Below are 20683 nucleotides of genomic sequence, written 5' to 3'. Positions count from 1 at the left end.
TTTCAGAATCCGCCGATTCGGGTAGTTCCAAATTCGCAACCTGATCAACTCACACGCTCCGCTTTAATCGCAGCATGTCGTCCTGCACCTAGTCTTCGTAAAACGTACCTCCTGCCGCTTCGATTTCGTCCGCAAACGAGATATCTATCCCTTTTAAAAATTCGAAAGTTGCCATTGCTGTACCCGCCTTTCGTTGAAAAAAGAAAGAGGGAATGACTCCCCCTTTACATTATTTCCCTGCTAAGAAGGCGTCGATCTGGCTTTGCAGTTCCGCTTGCACTTTGTCGATGCCTGCAACTTTAAGTTGTTTGATCAATTCGGCTTGACCCTTCTCCAAATCCGGAACCAGGCCGTACTCTAACGGAACGCCGTATCGTAACATCACGTTGCCGATGCTAGCCATTTCATTCTTTACCTTCTGGTCGTCGAACACGAACGTCTCAAGCGGATAGTGATAAACTTTCTTCTTCCAGTCAGCTTCCATATTCGTCGCTTCCTGAGGGTAGGAAGCATCCGTCCGATTGAGTGCCGAATTCCACCCCCAGTAGGAGAAACCGGTGAAATTCGCTTGGCTCGCGCCTGGTTTAAACTTGTCGTCGCCGACCGGCTCGTAGTGCTTGCCTGCGATGCCGTACATCGTTAAATCATGAATTTGCTTGTCGTTCTGCAATAGGTCGATCACCATTAGGGAACGCTCTACATGCTTGGTCGTCGCATGAACCGCCATGCCATTCTGCGTCGAGATGGAAGCCGTCTTCTTCTGATTCGGGGTGAGGTCGGCGATAGCCATGTCGGCATCAGGAAGCGTACGACGAGCCTCGGCCAAATCGAAGCCCACAGATCCGAGATTACGTTTGTACGATGCGGCCTTGCCAGCCTTCATTTCCTGCCAAACATCGTTCTTGCTGTTGACAACGTTCTTGGACCAACCACCGTTATCGGCCAAGTCTTTATAATAAATGAGCAATTTTTTGAATTCCGGCGTATCATAAACGTTAAAAACTTTACCTGTTGCATCGTCGAGCTTATAAGCGAACGGCATGTTCGGATCTACGAGTTTCCATTCGTTATACTGCTCGAGCAGCACATTATCCAGCTCGTTCCATTTATACCCTCCGCCTGCCGCTGCGGCGAAGCCGCTCATCCCTTTTTCGTTCTTCGAAATCGTCTTCGCGTAGGCGGCAAACGTCTCGGGACTGGTGACTGGCTCAAGATTGTACTTCTTGCGTAAGTCCTCACGAATCAGCAGAACTTTGTCCATAATTTCTTGGTTGTTGTTCGGCACCATGTACAGCTTGCCCTTAATCTTCGCCTGGTCCCAAGAGAGCTTCGGCATCGCTTTCCATGTCATAGGTGCATAGGACTTCAGCAGTTCGTCGGTCAGTTCGTAGAAGCCACCATTTAGCGCCTGATTGGAATAGAATGCCCAGTTCGCCGTGTACACTAAGTCGAAATCATCTTTCGCTGCGAACCTGAGTGGATATTTCTGCGACCAATCGGACCAGTCGAGGAATTCGACATCGACTGTCGTGTTGATCTTCTTCTTCAGCAGTTTGTTCACCTCACCGAACACTTCGTCGTAATCCGCCGGCTTGGCGCCCAGCAGCAGCATTTTCAGTTTAACCGTGCCGTCGTTCGCGCCGTCTGTACCGTTCCCCTCCCCTGAATTTCCATTTTTTCCACCGCATGCGCTAATTAGCGTACTAAGCAACAACACGATGACAAGAAGCAACATGGCATTCCTCTTCTTATGTTTCATGATCCATACTCCCCCTAATTCAGATAATGGCGTTGATGTGAACGGACATGCTATCGATAACCAAGTTACCCTGAGATCATCCTTTCACTGAACCGACAGTCAAGCCTTTGACGAAAAAGCGCTGAATGAACGGATACGCGATTAGGATGGGTCCTGTCGCTACAATCGTCATCGCCATCTTCAAGCTTTCGGTCGGGATATTTAAATTGACAACCGCCCCCGATTCCATCATCGCCTTGCGCATGCCGTCCATATTCCCAAGCATGCGATAAAGATAGTACTGCAGCGGCATCAAATTCTCTTGCGAGATAAAGAGCAGCGGGTTATACCAATCGTTCCAGTAACCAAGCGCGATGAACAATCCTATGGTCGCCAGTGCCGGCTTCGACAAAGGGATGATCAGCTCGATAAAGATCCTGAAATCGCCTGCTCCGTCGATTTTAGCGGATTCTGTAATCGCTTCCGGGATATTGCCCATGAACGTCTTCATGACAATGATGTAGAACACATTCATCAATAAGGGAAGAATCAATACCAGAAAAGTATCCTTTAGGTGCAAGTATTCAACGACGAGCAAATACCAGGGGACAAGCCCACCGTTGAACAGTGTCGTAAAGAAGAAGTAGAACGAGAAGGTTCCTCGCCATTTGAAATCCTTCCTAGCCAGAACATAGGCCGTCATTGCGGTCAAAAACAGCCCGACCAGCGTCCCGATGGCGGTCACCCCGATCGTGACGGCGTAAGCCTGGATCATCTGCGAGGGATATTTGAACAGAATACTATACGCTTCGATCGAGAAGACCGTCGGGAACAACTGAAAGCCATTCTCAATAATACTCTTCTCCTCTGTCAACGAGGAGGACACGATCAAAATAAAAGGCAAGATGCAGAATAAAGCCAGAATAGTAAGCGAGACGTAGCCGATAATATTGAGCAATACACGATCGGCAGACACGCGTTTTCTGCCTACCGCTTGGGCGACTGGGCTCGTATTTATCGTAGACATGGGCATTCCCTCCTTCTCTTAGAATAATGCACGGTCTTTATCGTATTTGCGAACCGCGTAGTTGGCAATCATGATGGTCACGAAGCCAAGCAACGATTGGTAGAAGCCCGCTGCGGCCGACATGCCGATCTCATTTGAGCTCATCAGCAGGCGGAAGACAAACGTATCGATGACATCCGTATTTGAGAATAAGAGACCGTTGTTGCCGATCATGTTGTAGAACATCCCGAAATCCCCACGAAAAATATTGCCGATCGCCAGCAACACCAGGATAATCATTGTTGGATACAGGTTTGGTACAGTGATTTTAAGGATTCTCTGGAATACGTTGGCTCCATCGATTTCCGCCGCCTCGTACATCTCGGTATCGATGCTCGTGATGGTAGCCAGATACATGATCGTCCCGTAACCGAACGCCTTCCATGTGGATACGATGACCAGAATGAACGGCCAATACGCGGGGGTATTGTAAATGTCGATCGGCTCCATGCCCAGCTTCGTCAACATCGCGTTAATAAACCCGAAGTCGTAGCTAAATAAGTTGAATGCAATGGCGCCGACGACAACCCACGAGATGAAGTAAGGCAGGAAAAACACCGTTTGAGTCAACTTTCGAAACCACTTCCCCCCCACCTCGAACAGCAGGATCGCGGCAAAGATTTGCACTACGTTGTTCACGACAATGAACGCGATATTGTAAAGCGCGGTGTTGCGTGTTACGCGCCAGGCGTCACCTGACTCGAAAAGAAACCGGAAATTATCGAGACCATTCCAGGGGCTCCCGAATACACCGCCGTCGAAGTTGAATTGCTTGAACGCCAATACGATTCCCGCCATAGGCACGTAGGCGAACAGAAAAATAAAAAGTACGCCTGGCGTGAGCATCAGTAGCAGGGTTTTATACTTCCTGACATCGCTCCAAAATCCATGCAGGTTCATATGCTCCCTCTCCTCTCTCCTCTTTGTCCCCATTATAGGCGAGCGTTATAGGCCTTGAAAATTTAGCCAAGCAACAAAAAACTATACTTTTTCACCGATCTGTCGAACCGTGCCGTTTACCTCCATAAAAACTACACTGCCCCATTGATTAACAAGGCGGATGGAACCAAACGACAGAGATTTTATAAGAAGCAAAATTATCTAATAAACATTTAAAATAAGGTCAGTGAGTTCATTGATTAGGCGTAGAAAAAAAAGACCCTCGGTCATGATTCGACCGGGACCTCAATCACACATATAGCTATCAAATTTTGTGTTTCTTGCGGTATTCGCCTGGCGTCATGCCCATTACTTGCTTGAAATTCCGGTTGAAATAAATTATATTCTTATAGCCCATCTGATCAGCGATTTCATAAATTTTCTTCGTCGGGTCTTTGAGCAGCTCGCACACACGATCCGTCTTTAGGCCGATCAAGTAATCGCTGAAATGTGTGCCCGTCTCCTCTTTGAATAACTGGCCCAAATAGTTCGCAGTAAAATCTAAATGCGCCGCGACTTCCTTAAGCGTAATTTTCTTCTCCAGATTATTCTCCACGTATCGCATGATTTCTTCAATTAGTTTGCGCATCTGCCTTTGTCCCTTGATGTACAGCATCTCAGACAGCTCGAAGAATCCCCTGCGAAGCCAAGACAGAATGTCATGCACCGTCTCGAATTGAAATAGTACGTCTGGTTGGCGCGATTCCCATTCCAGCAGCTCGTATAAATTTTCTTTTCGCTGCTGAAGATCGGCATGCAGCTTGGACGTCATACGTATGATAAGCGCGTACACGCCTTCCTTGCCAGTCAGTGTCACATCCTGTTGAAGCAACTCCATCAAACAGTCGTCAATTGTGACCAGGTCGTAGTCCAAGATCGCTTCGAGCATTCGATTGACCTTCTCTTCCATGCACTTGCCCGGCGTATTTTGAGGATGCGCATCGATCACTCCTTGAATGATTCGATTTTTGCCGAGCAGCCATTTGGCGCCAAGCGCCGCCAGCGCCTGTCGAAAAGACTCGTGGAGTTCCGTCTCGTTGGATGCGTAACGACCGACGCCGATCGTGACCGTGCGAGAAGTGCTTCGATTCACATGTTCGACAAGCTCCTTAAGCAAGCTATTGAACCTAGACTCCGGCACGGCTGCAAGAATCACGAATCGGTTTCCCTGCCCCTCGATGACGGTACCGAACCTGATGTCCGCTGCAAATGTCTTGATCGTCCGGCTGATCTTTCGAATCTCTGCGCGTTGCTCTTCCGGCGGAAAGTTGCGCATCTTCCATTCTAAGTCGTCAATTTCCACGAGCGCCACGGACGTCCCCTTCTCCAAATAATGCGCGAGCACGCCACTAACGTGCGATGTGGCCGGCGCGGGCGTTCGTTCCTCAAACCACCGTAGGAGTAGCTCTTCGTTCACGAGCGACAGGGTTTCCGTAAAGGAACGATCCTGCTCCAGTTCTTGCTCAATTTTCGCGACCTGCTCCGTCAGTATGCGAAATAATTCTTGGTCTTCGACCGGCTTCAGCAAATACCCTGAAGCATTGATCTCGATCGCTTCCTTGGCGTAGCCGAAATCCTCGTGGCCGCTAATAAATACGATCTTAACCTTCGGATGGATCGTCTTCGCCTTCCGGGCGAATTCGGTTCCCGTCATGATCGGCATTCGAATGTCCGATAAGATCAAGTCGATCGGTTCGGATTTCATGAGCTTCAATGCCTGAAAACCACTATGGGCCGTGCCCGCCACGCGGACATTCAGCCCACTCTCGAGGACGCGTCGGCGCAGCCATTTGAGGTCGACCACTTCATCATCAACTAGCAACAGATTAACACTCATGTACATGCCTCCGATCATTTCACTCATTTGCACTATGCCTGAATGTATCATACCTTTTCCCCCCGAAGGACAACATGGCGGTCTTCAATGAAAACGGATACAAATTCACGGTTACTGCCGTGGTTCGCCGCCCTGCCCATCCTGATGCCCAGCCGGGAGTAGAATACGAACCGTCGTTCCTCCTCCATAAATACTTGCGATCTGGACGCCGTAAGGATCTCCATATAACAGTTTGATGCGCTCGTCGACGTTTTTGACACCGTAACCGCCCTCTTGCCTCGAGTTGTTTAGCAATCGCTCCACCGTATGGGGTTTCATGCCAATGCCGTTGTCGATGACCTTAAGCTCGATAAGATCGCCAATACGACACGCCTTAATCAGGATCGCGATAGAATCTCCGAACCAAGCGTGCTTAAAGACGTTCTCTACGAAGGGTTGCAGAATCAGCTTGATGACCGGCACCTGCAGAATATCGGGCTCGACATCGACATGCACCGTAAACGTGTCCGCATATTTTACCCTTTGGATCGCAAGATAGGTCGTCACTTGTTCCAGCTCTTTCTCCAGCTCAATGCAGACACGGCCTTGGTTGAGGGTGAGACGGTAAAAACGGGAGAGCCCTTGCACCATCTCCGTCACCTTGTCCGTCTCTCCGAGATTCGCCAAGCTTCCAATCGTCGACAGCGTGTTATAGAGGAAATGAGGATTGATCTGTGCTTGCAAGGCCTCCAGCTCAGCTTGTTTCTTTTGGATGCCTTCAATATAGACGCTATCGATCAATTTTTGGATACTACTGGCCATCACGTTGAACGCATCGGCGATTTGTACAAACTCGTCATTGCCGGAGAATTGTATCCGCTTTAGAAAATTCCCTTCCTGGAACGAACGAACAAGGTTGACGATCCTCGACATCCTACGCCCGGAAAGGCGGGCGACGATATAGCCAATGAAGGCCATGACAACAAAGCTAATGGCACATACGGTGATGATGATTCGCTGTAACCTACCCGCATCCTTTGACAAGTACGAATTGGGCACCAGCGTCTCGATTACGAAATCAGTACCCGGGATCTCTTCCAGGAGGCTTAGATACGCTTCGCGCGAGGCGTTCTGTTCGGCCTTTCCTCGATGGTAAAGCGATATGCCAGTGGAACGGTCGACCAGACGTAGCGTAATCCCTTCTTCGAGCGGAAAGGCCACGAAATCGCCCAACAGGTCTTCGAGTGACATAGTGATACGCACATAGCCAATTTCGGTCTTATAATCAGCATACGATACCAAACGGCGAAAATGTGATATATTACCAAGTTTACTGTCAGTATCGATTTGCAGCCAGATGTTGTCCCGTTCCGTGGCTTGAAGCGAACGAAACCACTCGGAATGGGAAATCTCATCGAACGGCAGGATATAATAATCGTTTTGCGCGATCGGCTCCGCGAGGTTATCGCCACTCACAATGTTCAAATCGCTGTTCAGTGTATAAAGCATAAGGCGAATATCGTTCCCAGATAGCTGCAGCGGCGCTGTCATCTGCGGGATGATCTCGTCCAGCATCGTCCAGTAAATGTCCAGTGGATCTCCCTTCTTCTGAATGGCGTGCTGGAACGCTAGGCTGCCGAACAGCGAATCGGACATGCGCTGAATTTCGTCCATCTGATAAAGAATATTGTTCCTTGTCTGCTCCATACCAGTCCGAATATTCGTCTCAGCCATCTCCGTCCGCGAATGAACAAGCATCGAATACGAAATATAGCCGATCAACACGTCCGTAAGCAACACTAGCAGCAAGTAGGGGACCATCATTTTATAGGTAAAAGGCACATATGATTTCACCGGTAAGTTCCTTTCCCATTCCTCGTTCTAATAATAAATCTGGCCATGTTCTAACCACAAGCATTTCGATTCCGTGATCGGTGGGTTATCGATGGACTCCACTGTGACAAGTACTTGGCCCACCATTAATTTAATACGCACTTTTGAAATCCCCGATTTCTTTTTGAACGTCTGGAGTTTCCGCTGCTGGTGATCTGGATGCTGCAAATGTTTTGTAATTTCTGTAGTTTTTTCTTCAATGCATCCTTAGGGGTCTCACAGGTATTCGGTCTTGAATATCGTTAGCAATTTTTGGCTTAATTCCGATTATCTTTATCTCCACAATGACTCCTGTTCGTATGATGGACGTGTTTAGCCTGAGCGGTGCGGTCGAATACATGGGAATCATTTTGTTTTTTCTGGTTCCGGTACTTCTTTCCATCGTGTTCGTGATCAGAAAGAAGGGAATGAAGCAAAATGTGTAGACGACCTATCCCATCTTTACTGTTCTACTTATAACTCAAGTCGGCTGCTGGAGCAGCAAATCTGTTTTCTCCACTCCCACTGTAGAATAGTTCGTACATCGGCCTGTCGGCTGTTTTAAAAATACTAACTACTGACGTATGTAGGACGTTTGGCAAAAGGGAGCACACATGTCCTTAGCCACAAGGGAAAACGAAAGCACCCTGATCCTAATATTATAAAAAAAGTAGACATTATGCTATGTGTTCCTCGCATAATGTCTACGCTTCTAGTAAAACAATCAAGTATTCATGGTTTTAATTGTTAAGTGTATACGTCGAATTCACTTTAACGTTTCTTTCAATGGTGTTTCTCACAGGTGATATTTCTATGGCTTTTGCAATCAACTTTTCAACCTGCGCTTCATCGGTGTCACTGTCCACATTGAAACGAACATTTATTTCATCAAAGCCAGAATTCCCCTCTTTTAAGCCAAAGAAAACGTTCAGATCTATTTCGCCAGTAACATCAACGTCCAACGAATTTACTTTAATCCCCATACCACTAGCTGTTGCAATGAATCCAACACCTACACAAGCGCCAAGTGCACTTAACAAAAGCTCAACGGGATTAGGCCCTTTTCCAGTTCCGGATAGCCACTCTGGTTCATCAATGGATACCGGCTTATAGTCCCCAACCTCGGCCTCCGAGTAAAACCCATCTTTCCATTTTACTGTAGAAGCAAAACTTGTAATCGCATCCTCAGGATTTTCCTTATATTTTTCTGCCAAGCTTCCGAGCATATTCACATCTACACCGTTCATTTTACTCATATTTAGGACTCCTCTATTTTATATTTTTCATAGACCAATTTAATTGAATCCTCGCTTGTCCTTTATGACTTTTTAGACGGGATCGCACACCCTTCATCAGTACATAGTCCTTCACTAGATGTTTCATTAGAAAGAATTTCAAACTTAGGTGCCGGATGCTCTTCTTCCCAAACTTTCTCCACCCTGCCCATCCGAAACCTTGGATTGCCGGATGTCTGCTTCGGCTACGGCACTTTAAAGGGTAAAGTACCCGGTGGATTTGAACCACCTAATGATGCGACTGTGAGGTGCACCAAAAAAAGAGGCTCCCTATACTGGGGGCCTCTTGATATTGTAGTAGCGTTGATGGCTTTTTAACGAAACCTAAAAGAGAAATGTATGTTCATTTATACCATTTTCCACTCATGAAGTTCCAAGCGAAGCGCTTTTTCCGACACATACGGGTCTTTTTCAACCATCGCCTGTGCCTCTTCCAATGAATCTGCAACGTAAATGACTAGACCGCCGGCCCCATCAACAAAAGGTCCCATGGCATAAATTTTCCCCTGTTCCTTCATTTTGTTCAAAAATTCCAGGTGCTTAGGATGTAACTCTTGTCTTTTTACCGGGTCAACTATGTGCAAGATTGCTGCGTAATGTGCCATTGTATCACTCCTTAAGTGAATGAAAAATAGATTACCAAGTCTATGAAGCCTTTATATTCTTAATAGCACGAATCTTTTGAATTAGTACACAGTTTCGTGATCTTCACGTTTTTCATACAGTGAGGCCACTGGCTCATAGTCCGTGATGCGCTCCGTCCATTGCTGCTGGTGTCGTTCTGCTCTGGTCATCTGGCAAATCGTTAAGATATGCCTATGATCTCATGACTGGTGTTGGGTTTACAGGTGTACTAGGTTTGACGCTTACGTTTTAATTGTTAAGTGTATACGTCGAATTCACTTTAACGTTTCTTTCAATGGTGTTTCTCACAGGTGATAGTTTTATGGCTTGTGCAACCAATTCTTCAACCTGCGTTTCATCTGCGTCACTGTCCACATTGAAACGAACGTTTATTTCATCAAAGCCAGAATTCCCCTCTTTTAAGCCAAAGAAAACGTTCAGATCTATTTCGCCAGTAACATCAACGTCCAACGAATTTACTTTAATCCCCATACCACTAGCTGTTGCAATGAATCCAACACCTACACAAGCGCCAAGTGCACTTAACAAAAGCTCAACGGGATTAGGCCCTTTTCCAGTTCCAGATAGCCACTCTGGTTCATCAATGGGTACCGGCTTATAGTCCCCAACCTCGGCCTCCGAGTAAAACCCATCTTTCCATTTTACTGTAGAAGCAAAACTTGTAATCGCATCCTCAGGATTTTCCTTATATTTTTCTGCCAAGCTTCCGAGCATATTCACATCTACACCGTTCATTTTACTCATATTTAGGACTCCTCTATTTTATATTTTTCATAGACCAATTTAATTGAATCCTGGCTTGTCCTTTATGACTTTTTAGGCGGGATCGCACACCCTTCATCAGTACATAGTCCTTCACTAGAGGTTTCATCAGAAAGAATTTCAAACTTAGCTGCCGGATGCTCTTCTTCCCAAACTTTCTCCAACACTTGAGAAAAAGATTCTGTCGGCTGTGCCCCTGAAACTGCATATTTTTGGTTGAATATAAAGAACGGTACCCCGCTAATCCCAACTCTACGAGCTTCATCTTGATCTTTTCGTACTTGATCTTTATAAAGATCCTTATTTTTTAATACTCCGAGGGCTTCTTTTCTGTTTAATCCAACCGCTTCTGCAATATCGGCCAGTGTATCATAATCTCCTACATCCCTTGATTCAGTGAAATGTGCAATAAGTAATTTTTCATTCAACGTTGTTTCTTTGCCATTCGTTTTTGCCCATTTTAATAAACGATGAGCATCCAGTGTATTGGTGGGTTTAAGACTATCTAATTGAAAGGATAATCCCACGTTCTTGGCTTGTTGAGTTAAGTGGCTAAGAAATTCTTTTGCTTGTTCTCTTCCGCCAAATTTAGGGGTTAATTTTTCTACAAAACTTGTTCCATCATACGAAGAAGCTCCCGGATCAAGCTCAAAGCTTTTGTATTCAATACTTATTTCATCTTTATACGGTAATCCATCTAAGGCTCGCTCCAGATTTTGTTTACCAATATAGCAGAATGGACATGCAATGTCAGACCAGATTTCAATTTTCATGTTTCTACCCCTTCTCAGTTTTAGTTATTCGTCAAATGCAACCAGTGCATTTACTCCATGAGCAAGAGCGGAACCAGCTTTTAAAGCAGTAGCTACCATAATCGATTCAGCCAGTTCTTCTTTGTTTGCTCCGGCTTTTTTAGCTGCTTTCGTATGAATATCAATGCAATATGGACACCCAGTGGTATGGGCAACCGCAACCGCAATCAATTCTTTTTCCTTGGTACTGAGTATGCTGGCTTTCAACGCTTGCTGATCAAAAGAAGCAAAGGATTTAAACGAATCACTTAATTGGGTAAACTCCCGCAGTCTATTAATATAAGATGCACGGTATAACTCGTCGTCATCGGTACCATCATACGCATTTAAAGCATTAACGCCATGAGCCATCGCCGAACCTGCCTTGAGCGCGGTGGCAACCATTATAGCTTCTGCCATTTCCTCTTTTGAAACACCATGTTTCTTAGCTTGTTTTACATGAACCTCAATGCAATAAGGGCAACCCGTGGTGTGGGCTATAGCAATTGCAATTAGTTCCTTGTATTTTGCTGTAAGTTTACCTTCAGCCAATGCTAACTTTTCAAAGGCTACAAACGCCTTGAATATCTCTGGAGAAACCGAGTTAAATTCTCCAATACGTTTAAAATTCGATTTTTTAAATAAACTGTCTTGATGACTCATAGAAAACCCCTCTATTCATTAGAAATTTGAGTGTACGCTGAGCTTTTATTCATCACGCTCAGAATTTTTTCCTTACTTACGCTTTTTCATAGATCCTACGATTGAATCAACAAGTTTCTCTCATTAAATGCCTCCTTTTAGTCGAAACAAGAAAACATTATTCAATTGATTAATTGAATTATAGAATGTGTAGGCATTTAAGTCAAGTCCTTTTTATGCGAACAGGAGGACACCTTGGAAGCCATGAATATCCAGATATTTAATGAATCTTTTATATCCAACCTTCCAAAATATGCATGCGAATAGCTATAAAAAATGAACCCATAGAATACATTGGTTAAACCCAGGGTTTATCTAATATATTCTAGGGGGTGCATTTCAAATCGATATAGGTTCTTCGTTAATTTTCATACTCCCGTTTAATACAATGTTTCGATTGCCTCACGCGTAAACGGAAGTAATTCTTCTGTTCGTCCATCGCGGATTTTGTTTACCCAGTCAGAGTCAGCCAATAATGCGCGCCCGACTGCGACCAAATCGAATTCTTCACGTTCCAATCTCTCGATTAAATCGCCCATCTTGTTGGCTTTGCCATTAGCCTCTTCCCCGGTAGCAAAGAAATCCAAAAAATCAGCGTCAAGACCGACAGATCCAACTGTAATTGTTGGTTTCCCTGTCAGTTTTTTTATCCATCCTGAGAGATTCAAGTCAGATCCTTCAAAAGCTGGTTCCCAAAAGCGACGAAGAGAGGCATGAAAGATGTCAACGCCTGCATCAACTAATGGTGTTAAGAAACGTTTTAGTTGTTCTGGAGTTTCAACTAATTTTGCTGTATAGGCATCATATTTCCACTGTGAGATTCGCAACACGATTGGAAATTCTGGTCCAACAGCACGTCGGCAAGCTGCGATAACCTCACTAGCAAAGCGTGCACGTTTGACAATGTCGCCACCGTATTCATCGTTACGCGAGTTTGTTTTTTCCCAGAAGAACTGATCGATTAAAAATCCATGGGCTGCCATAATCTCGATGCCATCAAAACCAACTTTTTTAGCATTGACTGCTGCCTGTACGAAAGCTTCAACCAATTCCGAAATTTCTTGTTTTGAGTAATTATTAACGTTGCCTCGTGCACCCATATGCCACATTTGAGAGAAAATTTTCCCACCGGCCTCGTGTACTCCATCAACTACTTTTGACCAACCGTTTAGCGCCTCTTCTCCGTATAAGTGTGGTACGTCCTCCTGCCATGCTGGCACCTCGGATGCAACATCAGGATGGTTGATAAACGTACCCTCTGTCACAATAAGTCCAACACCATTTTCAGCTCTTCGACGATAATACGCAGCGACATCCTCCCCCGGCACTCCATTTGGAGAAAAATTTCGAGTCATAGGTGCCAATATAATACGATTAGATAGTTTGAGATTTCCCATTTCGAATGGTTTAAAAAGAGCTTCAACAGATTGAGAATTATTCACAAAAAAACCTCCAAGTTTTATTATTGTCATTTTATAACGTAGACGCTCGTATATTAGCAATAATTAAATCAACTTATCTAATCCCTAACAGTGCATATAAAAAGACTCTCGTTCTAACGTTTATAAAATGAACTGAGAACCAAGTTATGGCTACACCACCACAGAAGCCTGTTAAATAGGACAGCTCTCCTCCATTAGAGCAGATATCCAAATCGGCTCCATCTTCAGCTTAGGGCTTGTTTAACCTAAGAGATTGATTTTCATGTAATTTGGGCTTCCATCAATGAAATTACTTGAAATTAAATCCTTGCTGCTGCAACATTCTTCTCACTTCAGGATAATAAAAAAAATGTGGTTATAGAAGAAGGATACTTCTTGACTCCAACCTCTTGTTTCTTTTCCATTTGTACGTTTATCCATGTAGTTAGAGATCGTTTGTTCATATTTTTTAATGAGGCCTTCTAAGTTGGTGTCATACCGTTCTTTATGCCAAATTGCTTTTTGAGGTAAACGCGGCTTCTTCGAGTAGTTTCTATATTGATACGAAATAGCGAAAAATCCCTTATGAACGTTTGTTATATACCTCAACAGCACTTTGCAGAAAATGTTCAATCTCTTCGCGTGATTTACGAAGCTTGTTGACATAACGAGTAAGCTCTTTACCGTCGACATAGGCTACAAAGCTTGGAATACCCATAATATTTTGTTCTTCACTTACAGTGCCTACATGATCTACATCCACCTCAATGAGATCCAGATCATTCGCAAATTTTTCTTCAACTTCAGGCATGAATGGATCAATAAATTTGCAGTCCGGGCACCAGTCTGCTTTAAAAACAGCAACTGTAATTTTGGGGGAACGGATAGCTGTATCAAATTCTGATTTAGAGGTAACTTTTTTCATTTTAATTTCTCCTTTTTTAATGGATGGTTTACCATTCAATTTGATGTTGTTCAATATAGTTACTTGTCAGATCATCTCCAGCATCAATCGATACCTTACCTTCGGTACCTACCGGCACACCTGCTTTGACAAGCAGCTGACCAATGTGGCATTTTTCTTCTGCTTGTAAGAATAATGCTTCGACCACAGTGATATCTTCCTTTGATGCACTCGAGGATAAAACAACATGCGGACGATGTGTAATGCTCAGTTGGTCCCCTCTAGCTATGTCCCCTTCTGTGTCCATAAAGAACCCGGCAACAGGTAGTTTCTTGCGATCGAGCATGTACGCCAGTGTCAGAGCATAACAAGCAATGGCAGAGGACATCAGGAGTTGTTGTGGATTAGCACCTTCTCCACTTCCGCCTTTCATAACAGGGATAGCAATTTGGGTTTGTAAATTGTCGCCTTTCATACGACCAAAACCTTTCGCGTCTTTGAACCAAACCGTATTCATGTTCACTTTTTGATTCGGCATTTTAATATGCTCCTCTTTCCATATTTTAACACTTGTACTTGTCACTAAAATCTTTCGATTTCGAGAATTTCACAAGGATCTATTCGGTTAACACGTTTTTAATTATTCTCCAAAGAATCGATAAACTTTTCGCTATCCATAGCCGCCATGGCTCCAGTTCCTGCTGCTGTAATAGCTTGACGATAACGAGTATCCTGTACATCTCCACAAGCAAACACACCTGAAATATTTGTCATTGATGTGCCGGGTACTGTAATGATGTAGCCGTTCTTATCCGTTTCAATTTGACCATTTAAAAAGTCCGTATTCGGGTGATGGCCGATGGCTACAAATACACCATGTGCATGTAGGATTTCCTCTTTGCCTGAGACATTGTTCAGGACTTTCAATCCTGTCACTCCACGCTCTTCCGCAACAACTTCAAGCGGGGTCCTGCTTAAAGCCCACTCAATTTTAGGGTTTGAACGAGCGCGATCTTGCATAATTTTTGAGGCTCTCAGTTCTTCTCGACGATGCACCACAGTAACTTTGGAAGCGAATCGTGTTAGAAAGTTTGCTTCTTCCAATGCAGTATCGCCTCCACCCACTACAATGAGTTCCTTATTTCGAAAGAAAAACCCATCACAAGTGGCACAAGTACTCACGCCCCGGCCTACATTTTCTGTTTCGCCTGGTATTCCTAAATATTTCGCACTGGCACCGGTGGAAATGATCAGAGTTTCAGTTATGATTTCACCTTTGCCCTCCACTTCCAGTTTAAACGGTCGTTTTTCCAAATCTACCGTCTTTACCCAACCATTAAGAAATGTAGCCCCGAAGCGTTCCGCTTGTTTACGCATATTATCCATTAATTCAGGGCCCATGATGCCTTCTGGAAATCCAGGATAATTCTCGATTTCAGTTGTTGTTGTAAGCTGTCCTCCTGGTTCAAGTCCTTCAATGACGAGCGGATTCATATTAGCACGAGCCAGGTAGATCGCTGCGGTCAGTCCTGCTGGACCAGTTCCGACAATTACAGATTTATACATATTGATCCCTCCAAAAATGATTGTTCTTACAGTTGTTTATAACAGACTTTTTTAATATTCAATTGATTAATTGAATTATAGCATTAGGAAATCTGTTCGTCAATACACGGATAGAAAATGACTACAAATGAGACACACATTGTAGACATATATTTGGGGGCGGATGTTTGACTAATCTTTGCATTATGAAAAAAGCTGACAGAGCGCAATGGCAGTGTCAACCTTTTTTATGAGAGTTTATGTTTCATATGCGTTGTATGTTAGATATGTAATCCAGAATTTAAGATTTTCTTTTATATACAGATTCGATCTACCGGGACGCTGTTCTGCACGCCCAATAGTCATCGAGCAGCAGCTTGCCAGTCACCGCGGCGATACCGCGGGCCTTGGTCATAAAAGAAAATAATCTTGTCTGATCGTCTCGACCTGATTGAGCAAATTCCTCATGAAGAACTGCTTTCGCAGTACCCTACAGCTCACGCCCCTAGAGTGGAGTCGAAATCCCCAGAGTCGCACAGCGGAATTGATGGTTCAAGACGTGTTGGTGGTTGTGGAAGGCAAGTTTGGCGCCTTTAATCATAATCCATTCGGATGGAGATCAACTAAGATGTGCTTTGGTCCTCTATCAATAGATTGGAACGAATTGCTTAGCCCAAACTTATATGTTATAGCCTTGGTCGTCTATGCGTTTATGAGATACATGAAATAGAAAGGCTTTCTTTTTAACTTTCTAAATAGGGTATTCTTATAAATTTTATTAAAGTATATCCTTTTGACTTGACTCCACTCGGGATGTTCATGTTAAAATTTTAATATTCAATTGAATGACCAAGAGCTCGATTTCGTGAGTAGAGTCAAATTTTTAGTATCTAATTTCCTCATTATGATTCTTCATTTAAGGATTATAGTTTAAGGTGTGTTCTAAGGCTTCTGCTATGCATGAATTGAAATTGGGGATTCCCGTTTTATAATACGACAAGAATAGAGGTTGAGAATAATGGAAGATATGCTGAACTCTGCGAAAATTTTTAAGGAAGATCTCTATAAACAATTGGCTAGAATCGGAAAATGTTTATCCAGTGATAAGCGTCTTGAGATCTTAAATGTGCTATCCAATGGTTCTAGAACCGTAGAAAAAATAGCTACCTGCACAGACATGAATATTGCGAATGTTTCCCGCCACCTTCAAGTTCTGCTCGATGCAAAACTGGTTAAATTCACAAAAAAAGGAGTATATGTGATCTATTCCTTGGCTGATCCAGAAATCATCGAATTTCTTTCCTCTTTATGGCGAATCAGTGAAAAACAGCTCCCTGACATTAGTAGAATGAAAGATGATTTCCTAAATAATCTTGATAACGTTCAAACGCTTACGATGGATGAAGTTAGGGAGAAGATTAATAATGATTCAATAATTTTGGTCGATTTACGTCCTAAAGAAGAGTATGATATGGATCATATTGCGGGAGCAATTTCGGTGCCGATGGAAGAGTTAGATGCATTAATAAGAGAGATACCGAAAAACACAGAAATCATCGCATATTGCAGAGGCCCACTGTGTGTCTACTCAGCTTTGGCGACCCAGAAATTACAATCTGAAGGCTTTACGGCTTTTCGCATGGAAGAGGGCTTAAATGAGTGGCAAGAACATTTTCAGTTACACTAAGCTGACTTCTAAGAACAGACGAAGAACAATGAATTTCTCCAATTCTTAACTAAAAGACTTCAAGGCCAATATTATTAGGCTCTGAAGTCCTTTTTAGTTAAGACAAACTTAGGAAACATGATATGATTTCTCTTAAGAGGTGGTTAGAAGTGGCGAATATTCAAGAAATTGCTCGCTTAGCGGGAGTATCCACAGCAACTGTATCACGAGTAATTAATAAACACGGCTACGTAAGTGATTTAACCAGACAAAAAGTTTTAGAAATTATCGAGGAGCTTGATTATGTCCCCAATGCTAATGCGATCTCTCTAAAAAAAGGTAAAACTCGTCAGATTGGAATAATGACGATCTCCTTTAGTCCCATTATTATTAATTTTGTTCGTGCATTCACTCTTTTTGCTGAGAAAAACGGATTTATCGTCACTCTTTTTATCACGAATGGAGAACCTGAAAAGGAGCTTATCGCCCTGGAAATGCTAAAACGGAAGCAATTAGATGCTATCGTGTGTTTGATACGGTCCAATGAATGGGATGTCATTGAATCCTATGTCCGGTATGGCCCCATTGTTATATGGCAACGTCTTCAAAACGAGAATCTTCCTTCTGTCTATATGGATCAATTTCATGCCTATTCGACAGGTCTTGAATATCTTCATTCCAAAGGTTACCGAAAAATACTTAGCATATATCCGATGTCCAAAGGACTGAATACAAAGGAACGCATTCGTGCCCATACAGAATTCGTTAAGAAACACAATCTCATGGCGTATCCATTTCCTCATTTCGAAGATAAAACTTTAGTTCGTGATGGGGAGGAGCTTGCTAAATGGTGGGTATCGCAGGAAGACCGACCTGATGCTATTTTTTGTGCCAATGATGAAGTGGCAGCTGGTCTTATGACAGCCCTGCGTCGATTGGGATTTTCCATTCCGGGAGATTTGGGGATTATGGGCTTCGATAATACAGAGGTGGCTCACTTGCTCGATTTGACAACGATTGACTATCCTATCGACCAGCAAGCTGAGAATGCATTTCTTGTTTTGCAAAATAAGTTGAATAACACCAAAAACAGGCTAAACACTTTAACATACAAGTTAGTTGAGCGAAGTTCGACATAACGCAGTATCTTTAGTATTACAGGCGTATGGTAAATCCTACAGTACATTAAAAAAACCACTTGTCCAAATTGAACAAGTGGTTCTATTAACCCGTGAGTCGTAGGCTACCCACCTATAGAATTATATTATCACTCGGAAATATTCAGGACAGCACGGAATCGAGTCGATGCTGACATCATTTTATCGTATGCTTCGCTAGCACGATCTAATGGATATGACTCAATCATGGGGCGAATATCCGTCAGCACACTGAAATTAATCGTCGCTTGGATTTCTTCCGCTCCGCCTGTTAACGTACCTTTGACCGTGTTAGATCCTTTCAAAAAGTCCATCGCTGACAATTCTAGTGGATCAGTGGAGGTTGCCACAATGAGGAGCTCGCTGTCTTGACCCAACCCGTTGATCAGAGAGGAAACGGCCTTCGCGTTAGGTGCAGTTGCCAGGATGACTTTAGCACCGCCTAATGCTTGTAATGCCTCAGCCGGATCTTCTTTGGCCGAATCAATGTAGTGATGGGCTCCAAGTTCACGTACGAGAGCTTCTTTATCATTTCCTCGTGAAATAGCCACGGTGCGATATCCGGCTTTGCTTGCAAACTGAACGGCAAGATGTCCCAGTCCACCAATCCCCTGAATCGCTACCAGATCACCAGGGCGAGCTTTACTATTTTTGATGGCACTAAAGGTCGTTTCTCCAGCACACATTAGTGGAGCAGCTTCCATTGCCGAAATTTCATTTGGAATACTGGACAAACTATCCTCATAAGCAACCATGTATTCAGCATATCCACCGTCCATTGTTAATCCGGTCACATGGCTATGTCCCCCATGCCATCCAATGCCGACACGTTCTCCAATTTTCCATTTTGACGAGCCTGATCCAAGCTCATCAACGATTCCTATCACTTCATGTCCAGGAATGCGGGGATATGCTGACGCCGCACCGCCCATGGCCATTGAATCTCCATTACATACGCCGCAAGCTTCAACGCGGAGCAATACTTGCCCTTCTGCCGGCTGCGGAACCGGTACCTCAACTAACTGCATTTTTTCTCCTGCAGCTGGAATTTGCATGGCTTTCATTTTCTTCATGAATAAACCTCCTTAGTTTTAAAATAGTGATATTCCATTAGTATAATTTAAACGGGTCAAACATTCAATTAATTAATTGTATATTTGAATTAATTATTTTCATTACGGATGAATAGATTCGTTGTAACTTCTTGTTAGTTTTTGGATGTTCCATTCCAGATACAGGTATAGGTGCTTAATGTGAAAAATTTTGAAGTGAAATACGCTCTTTGGATATAGCCGTATCGGCATCCGCAGAACAATCTTTATAAAAAATAGTCCTTACTTTTTTTGCTGATGGGCATCAGATTCTTTGTTCCGTAAGTAAATTGACAGCTCGCAGGTCACTTAAACCAACACCAATAATAATCACGGGATTCTCCATTCTTTCTCCATCGTATTAAATAGTTTTATTTTCATGTTGATATTGCCTTATAATTTATACCGCATTGTACAACTGTTCTAATCGTGCTTCTAATTGTTCAAACTGAACAAACCGTCCTTCACGAAGATATTCCTTTTGATCAAAAAATAAGATGATCGTGGGAACTGTAAAAATCAATAATTTGCCTGCAACCGCCTCTACCTGACTAGCATCTATATGCGCAAGTTTTATTTCTGGATAGTTGTTGAGTAATTCTTTTAGTTTGGGATAAATTGCATGACATACATTACAATCCTCTTGAGATACATATAGCATACTTAATCGGTTATCTTGAATAAACGAATCTATTTCATTCACTGAAGTTATTTCTTGGACATTTATCATTAATCTCCCGCCTTACTGTATGTTATTCGGAACTGAATAGCTACAGATCCAATAATATTCAATGCAATATTGTTCTAATTTACTTTTCTAACTCCATTCATTTAATTGAGGAACTGGACCTACTAATAAATACAAATCATGAAATCCCTATTTTCGTAAAATACGTACCGCTTTTTTTCCTTTAAAATATTGATCGGTCAATATAATTACACTATCTATCTGTGGGAGACTTATCTTTTCTCCAAACAAAAGACAATCGCCCTAGAGATATTGATGGATTCTGGAACTTGCTCCTTTTCAAAATCGGAATTATCTCTTATGTCAAGCCATTTAATATGATCAGGCACCTGGATTGGGTTTGATTTTAAAGATAACATCTTACACCGCGAAAGAAGCAGAAATGTTGAATTAGCCAGTAAATTTAACAAAAAAAACTATTTTTCAGGGATTCCATAAAATCAATTGAACAGTTGAATTTAATGATTAATTTTCAGTATGCTCAACTCTCTAAATCGAACTTTAAATGTTAAAAGTATTATATTT

The 20683-nt window shown here is 43.2% G+C and carries 18 protein-coding genes and 1 pseudogene; 3 read left to right on the top strand and 16 right to left on the bottom strand.

The features are described 5' to 3' along the window. Nucleotides 1-229: 229 nt before the first annotated feature. The 5 genes from C1T21_RS13085 to C1T21_RS13065 form a co-directional block, all read right to left on the bottom strand. Nucleotides 230-1759 (bottom strand): ABC transporter substrate-binding protein, encoded by a 1530-nt coding sequence (locus C1T21_RS13085; RefSeq protein ID WP_103048578.1) that lies wholly within the window; start codon nt 1757-1759, stop codon nt 230-232. A gap of 76 nt (nt 1760-1835) precedes the next feature. After that, nucleotides 1836-2765, bottom strand: a complete 930-nt coding sequence (locus C1T21_RS13080) for a carbohydrate ABC transporter permease (protein ID WP_103048577.1) — start codon at nt 2763-2765, stop codon at nt 1836-1838. A gap of 18 nt (nt 2766-2783) precedes the next feature. Continuing rightward, nucleotides 2784-3704: an ABC transporter permease gene (locus C1T21_RS13075; protein ID WP_023988741.1), complete on the bottom strand. Its 921-nt coding sequence runs from the start codon at nt 3702-3704 to the stop codon at nt 2784-2786. A 304-nt stretch (nt 3705-4008) separates the two neighbouring features. Further along, nucleotides 4009-5580, bottom strand: coding sequence for a response regulator (locus C1T21_RS13070; RefSeq protein ID WP_103048594.1), 1572 nt, complete (start codon nt 5578-5580; stop codon nt 4009-4011). A gap of 111 nt (nt 5581-5691) precedes the next feature. Continuing rightward, nucleotides 5692-7413, bottom strand: a complete 1722-nt coding sequence (locus tag C1T21_RS13065) for a sensor histidine kinase (RefSeq protein ID WP_258012451.1) — start codon at nt 7411-7413, stop codon at nt 5692-5694. Between the two features lie 73 nt (nt 7414-7486). Between C1T21_RS13065 and C1T21_RS13060 the strand changes: the two are divergent. Further along, nucleotides 7487-7877, top strand: a pseudogene (locus C1T21_RS13060) (GerAB/ArcD/ProY family transporter); the annotation flags it as partial. 294 nt (nt 7878-8171) lie between these two features. On the opposite strand, the gene C1T21_RS13055 reads toward C1T21_RS13060, so the two are convergent. The 9 genes from C1T21_RS13055 to trxB form a co-directional block, all read right to left on the bottom strand. Further along, nucleotides 8172-8687 (bottom strand): OsmC family protein, encoded by a 516-nt coding sequence (locus C1T21_RS13055; RefSeq protein WP_103048576.1) that lies wholly within the window; start codon nt 8685-8687, stop codon nt 8172-8174. Between the two features lie 386 nt (nt 8688-9073). Continuing rightward, nucleotides 9074-9331, bottom strand: coding sequence for a YciI family protein (locus tag C1T21_RS13050; RefSeq protein ID WP_103048575.1), 258 nt, complete (start codon nt 9329-9331; stop codon nt 9074-9076). A 268-nt stretch (nt 9332-9599) separates the two neighbouring features. Further along, nucleotides 9600-10115: an OsmC family protein gene (locus C1T21_RS13045; RefSeq protein ID WP_103048574.1), complete on the bottom strand. Its 516-nt coding sequence runs from the start codon at nt 10113-10115 to the stop codon at nt 9600-9602. A gap of 62 nt (nt 10116-10177) precedes the next feature. Then, complete coding sequence (locus C1T21_RS13040; RefSeq protein ID WP_103048573.1) at nt 10178-10906, bottom strand: DsbA family oxidoreductase; 729 nt, start codon at nt 10904-10906, stop codon at nt 10178-10180. A gap of 24 nt (nt 10907-10930) precedes the next feature. Continuing rightward, nucleotides 10931-11587: a carboxymuconolactone decarboxylase family protein gene (locus C1T21_RS13035; RefSeq protein WP_023988731.1), complete on the bottom strand. Its 657-nt coding sequence runs from the start codon at nt 11585-11587 to the stop codon at nt 10931-10933. 419 nt (nt 11588-12006) lie between these two features. Then, nucleotides 12007-13068 carry an NADH:flavin oxidoreductase gene (locus C1T21_RS13030; RefSeq protein WP_103048572.1) on the bottom strand — a complete coding sequence of 354 codons (1062 nt, stop codon included), beginning with the start codon at nt 13066-13068 and terminating at the stop codon, nt 12007-12009. Nucleotides 13069-13630: 562 nt separating this feature from the next. Beyond that, nucleotides 13631-13972 (bottom strand): thioredoxin family protein, encoded by a 342-nt coding sequence (locus C1T21_RS13025; RefSeq protein ID WP_103048571.1) that lies wholly within the window; start codon nt 13970-13972, stop codon nt 13631-13633. A 28-nt stretch (nt 13973-14000) separates the two neighbouring features. Beyond that, nucleotides 14001-14489: an OsmC family protein gene (locus C1T21_RS13020; protein WP_103048570.1), complete on the bottom strand. Its 489-nt coding sequence runs from the start codon at nt 14487-14489 to the stop codon at nt 14001-14003. A gap of 98 nt (nt 14490-14587) precedes the next feature. Further along, a complete protein-coding gene (gene trxB / locus C1T21_RS13015) occupies nt 14588-15517 on the bottom strand; it encodes a thioredoxin-disulfide reductase (protein ID WP_103048569.1) in 930 nt (309 codons plus the stop codon). 997 nt (nt 15518-16514) lie between these two features. Here trxB and C1T21_RS13010 point away from each other — a divergent pair. Both C1T21_RS13010 and C1T21_RS13005 read left to right on the top strand, forming a co-directional pair. After that, nucleotides 16515-17183, top strand: coding sequence for an ArsR/SmtB family transcription factor (locus C1T21_RS13010; RefSeq protein ID WP_103048568.1), 669 nt, complete (start codon nt 16515-16517; stop codon nt 17181-17183). Between the two features lie 149 nt (nt 17184-17332). Beyond that, the gene (locus C1T21_RS13005; protein ID WP_103048567.1) at nt 17333-18301 is read left to right on the top strand and encodes a LacI family DNA-binding transcriptional regulator; all 969 of its coding nucleotides are present in this window, start codon (nt 17333-17335) and stop codon (nt 18299-18301) included. A 128-nt stretch (nt 18302-18429) separates the two neighbouring features. Here C1T21_RS13005 and C1T21_RS13000 read toward each other — a convergent pair whose 3' ends face one another. Together C1T21_RS13000 and C1T21_RS12995 are read right to left on the bottom strand one after the other, a co-directional pair. Next, the gene (locus C1T21_RS13000) at nt 18430-19392 is read right to left on the bottom strand and encodes a zinc-binding dehydrogenase (protein ID WP_103048566.1); all 963 of its coding nucleotides are present in this window, start codon (nt 19390-19392) and stop codon (nt 18430-18432) included. 418 nt (nt 19393-19810) lie between these two features. Further along, nucleotides 19811-20140: a thioredoxin family protein gene (locus C1T21_RS12995; RefSeq protein ID WP_103048565.1), complete on the bottom strand. Its 330-nt coding sequence runs from the start codon at nt 20138-20140 to the stop codon at nt 19811-19813. Between the last annotated feature and the right edge of the window lie 543 nt (nt 20141-20683).

Origin of the sequence: Paenibacillus sp. F4 (assembly GCF_002894905.1) — a bacterium.
Classification (GTDB): domain Bacteria; phylum Bacillota; class Bacilli; order Paenibacillales; family Paenibacillaceae; genus Paenibacillus; species Paenibacillus polymyxa_B.
This window is presented reverse-complemented; position numbering and strand designations above follow the sequence as displayed.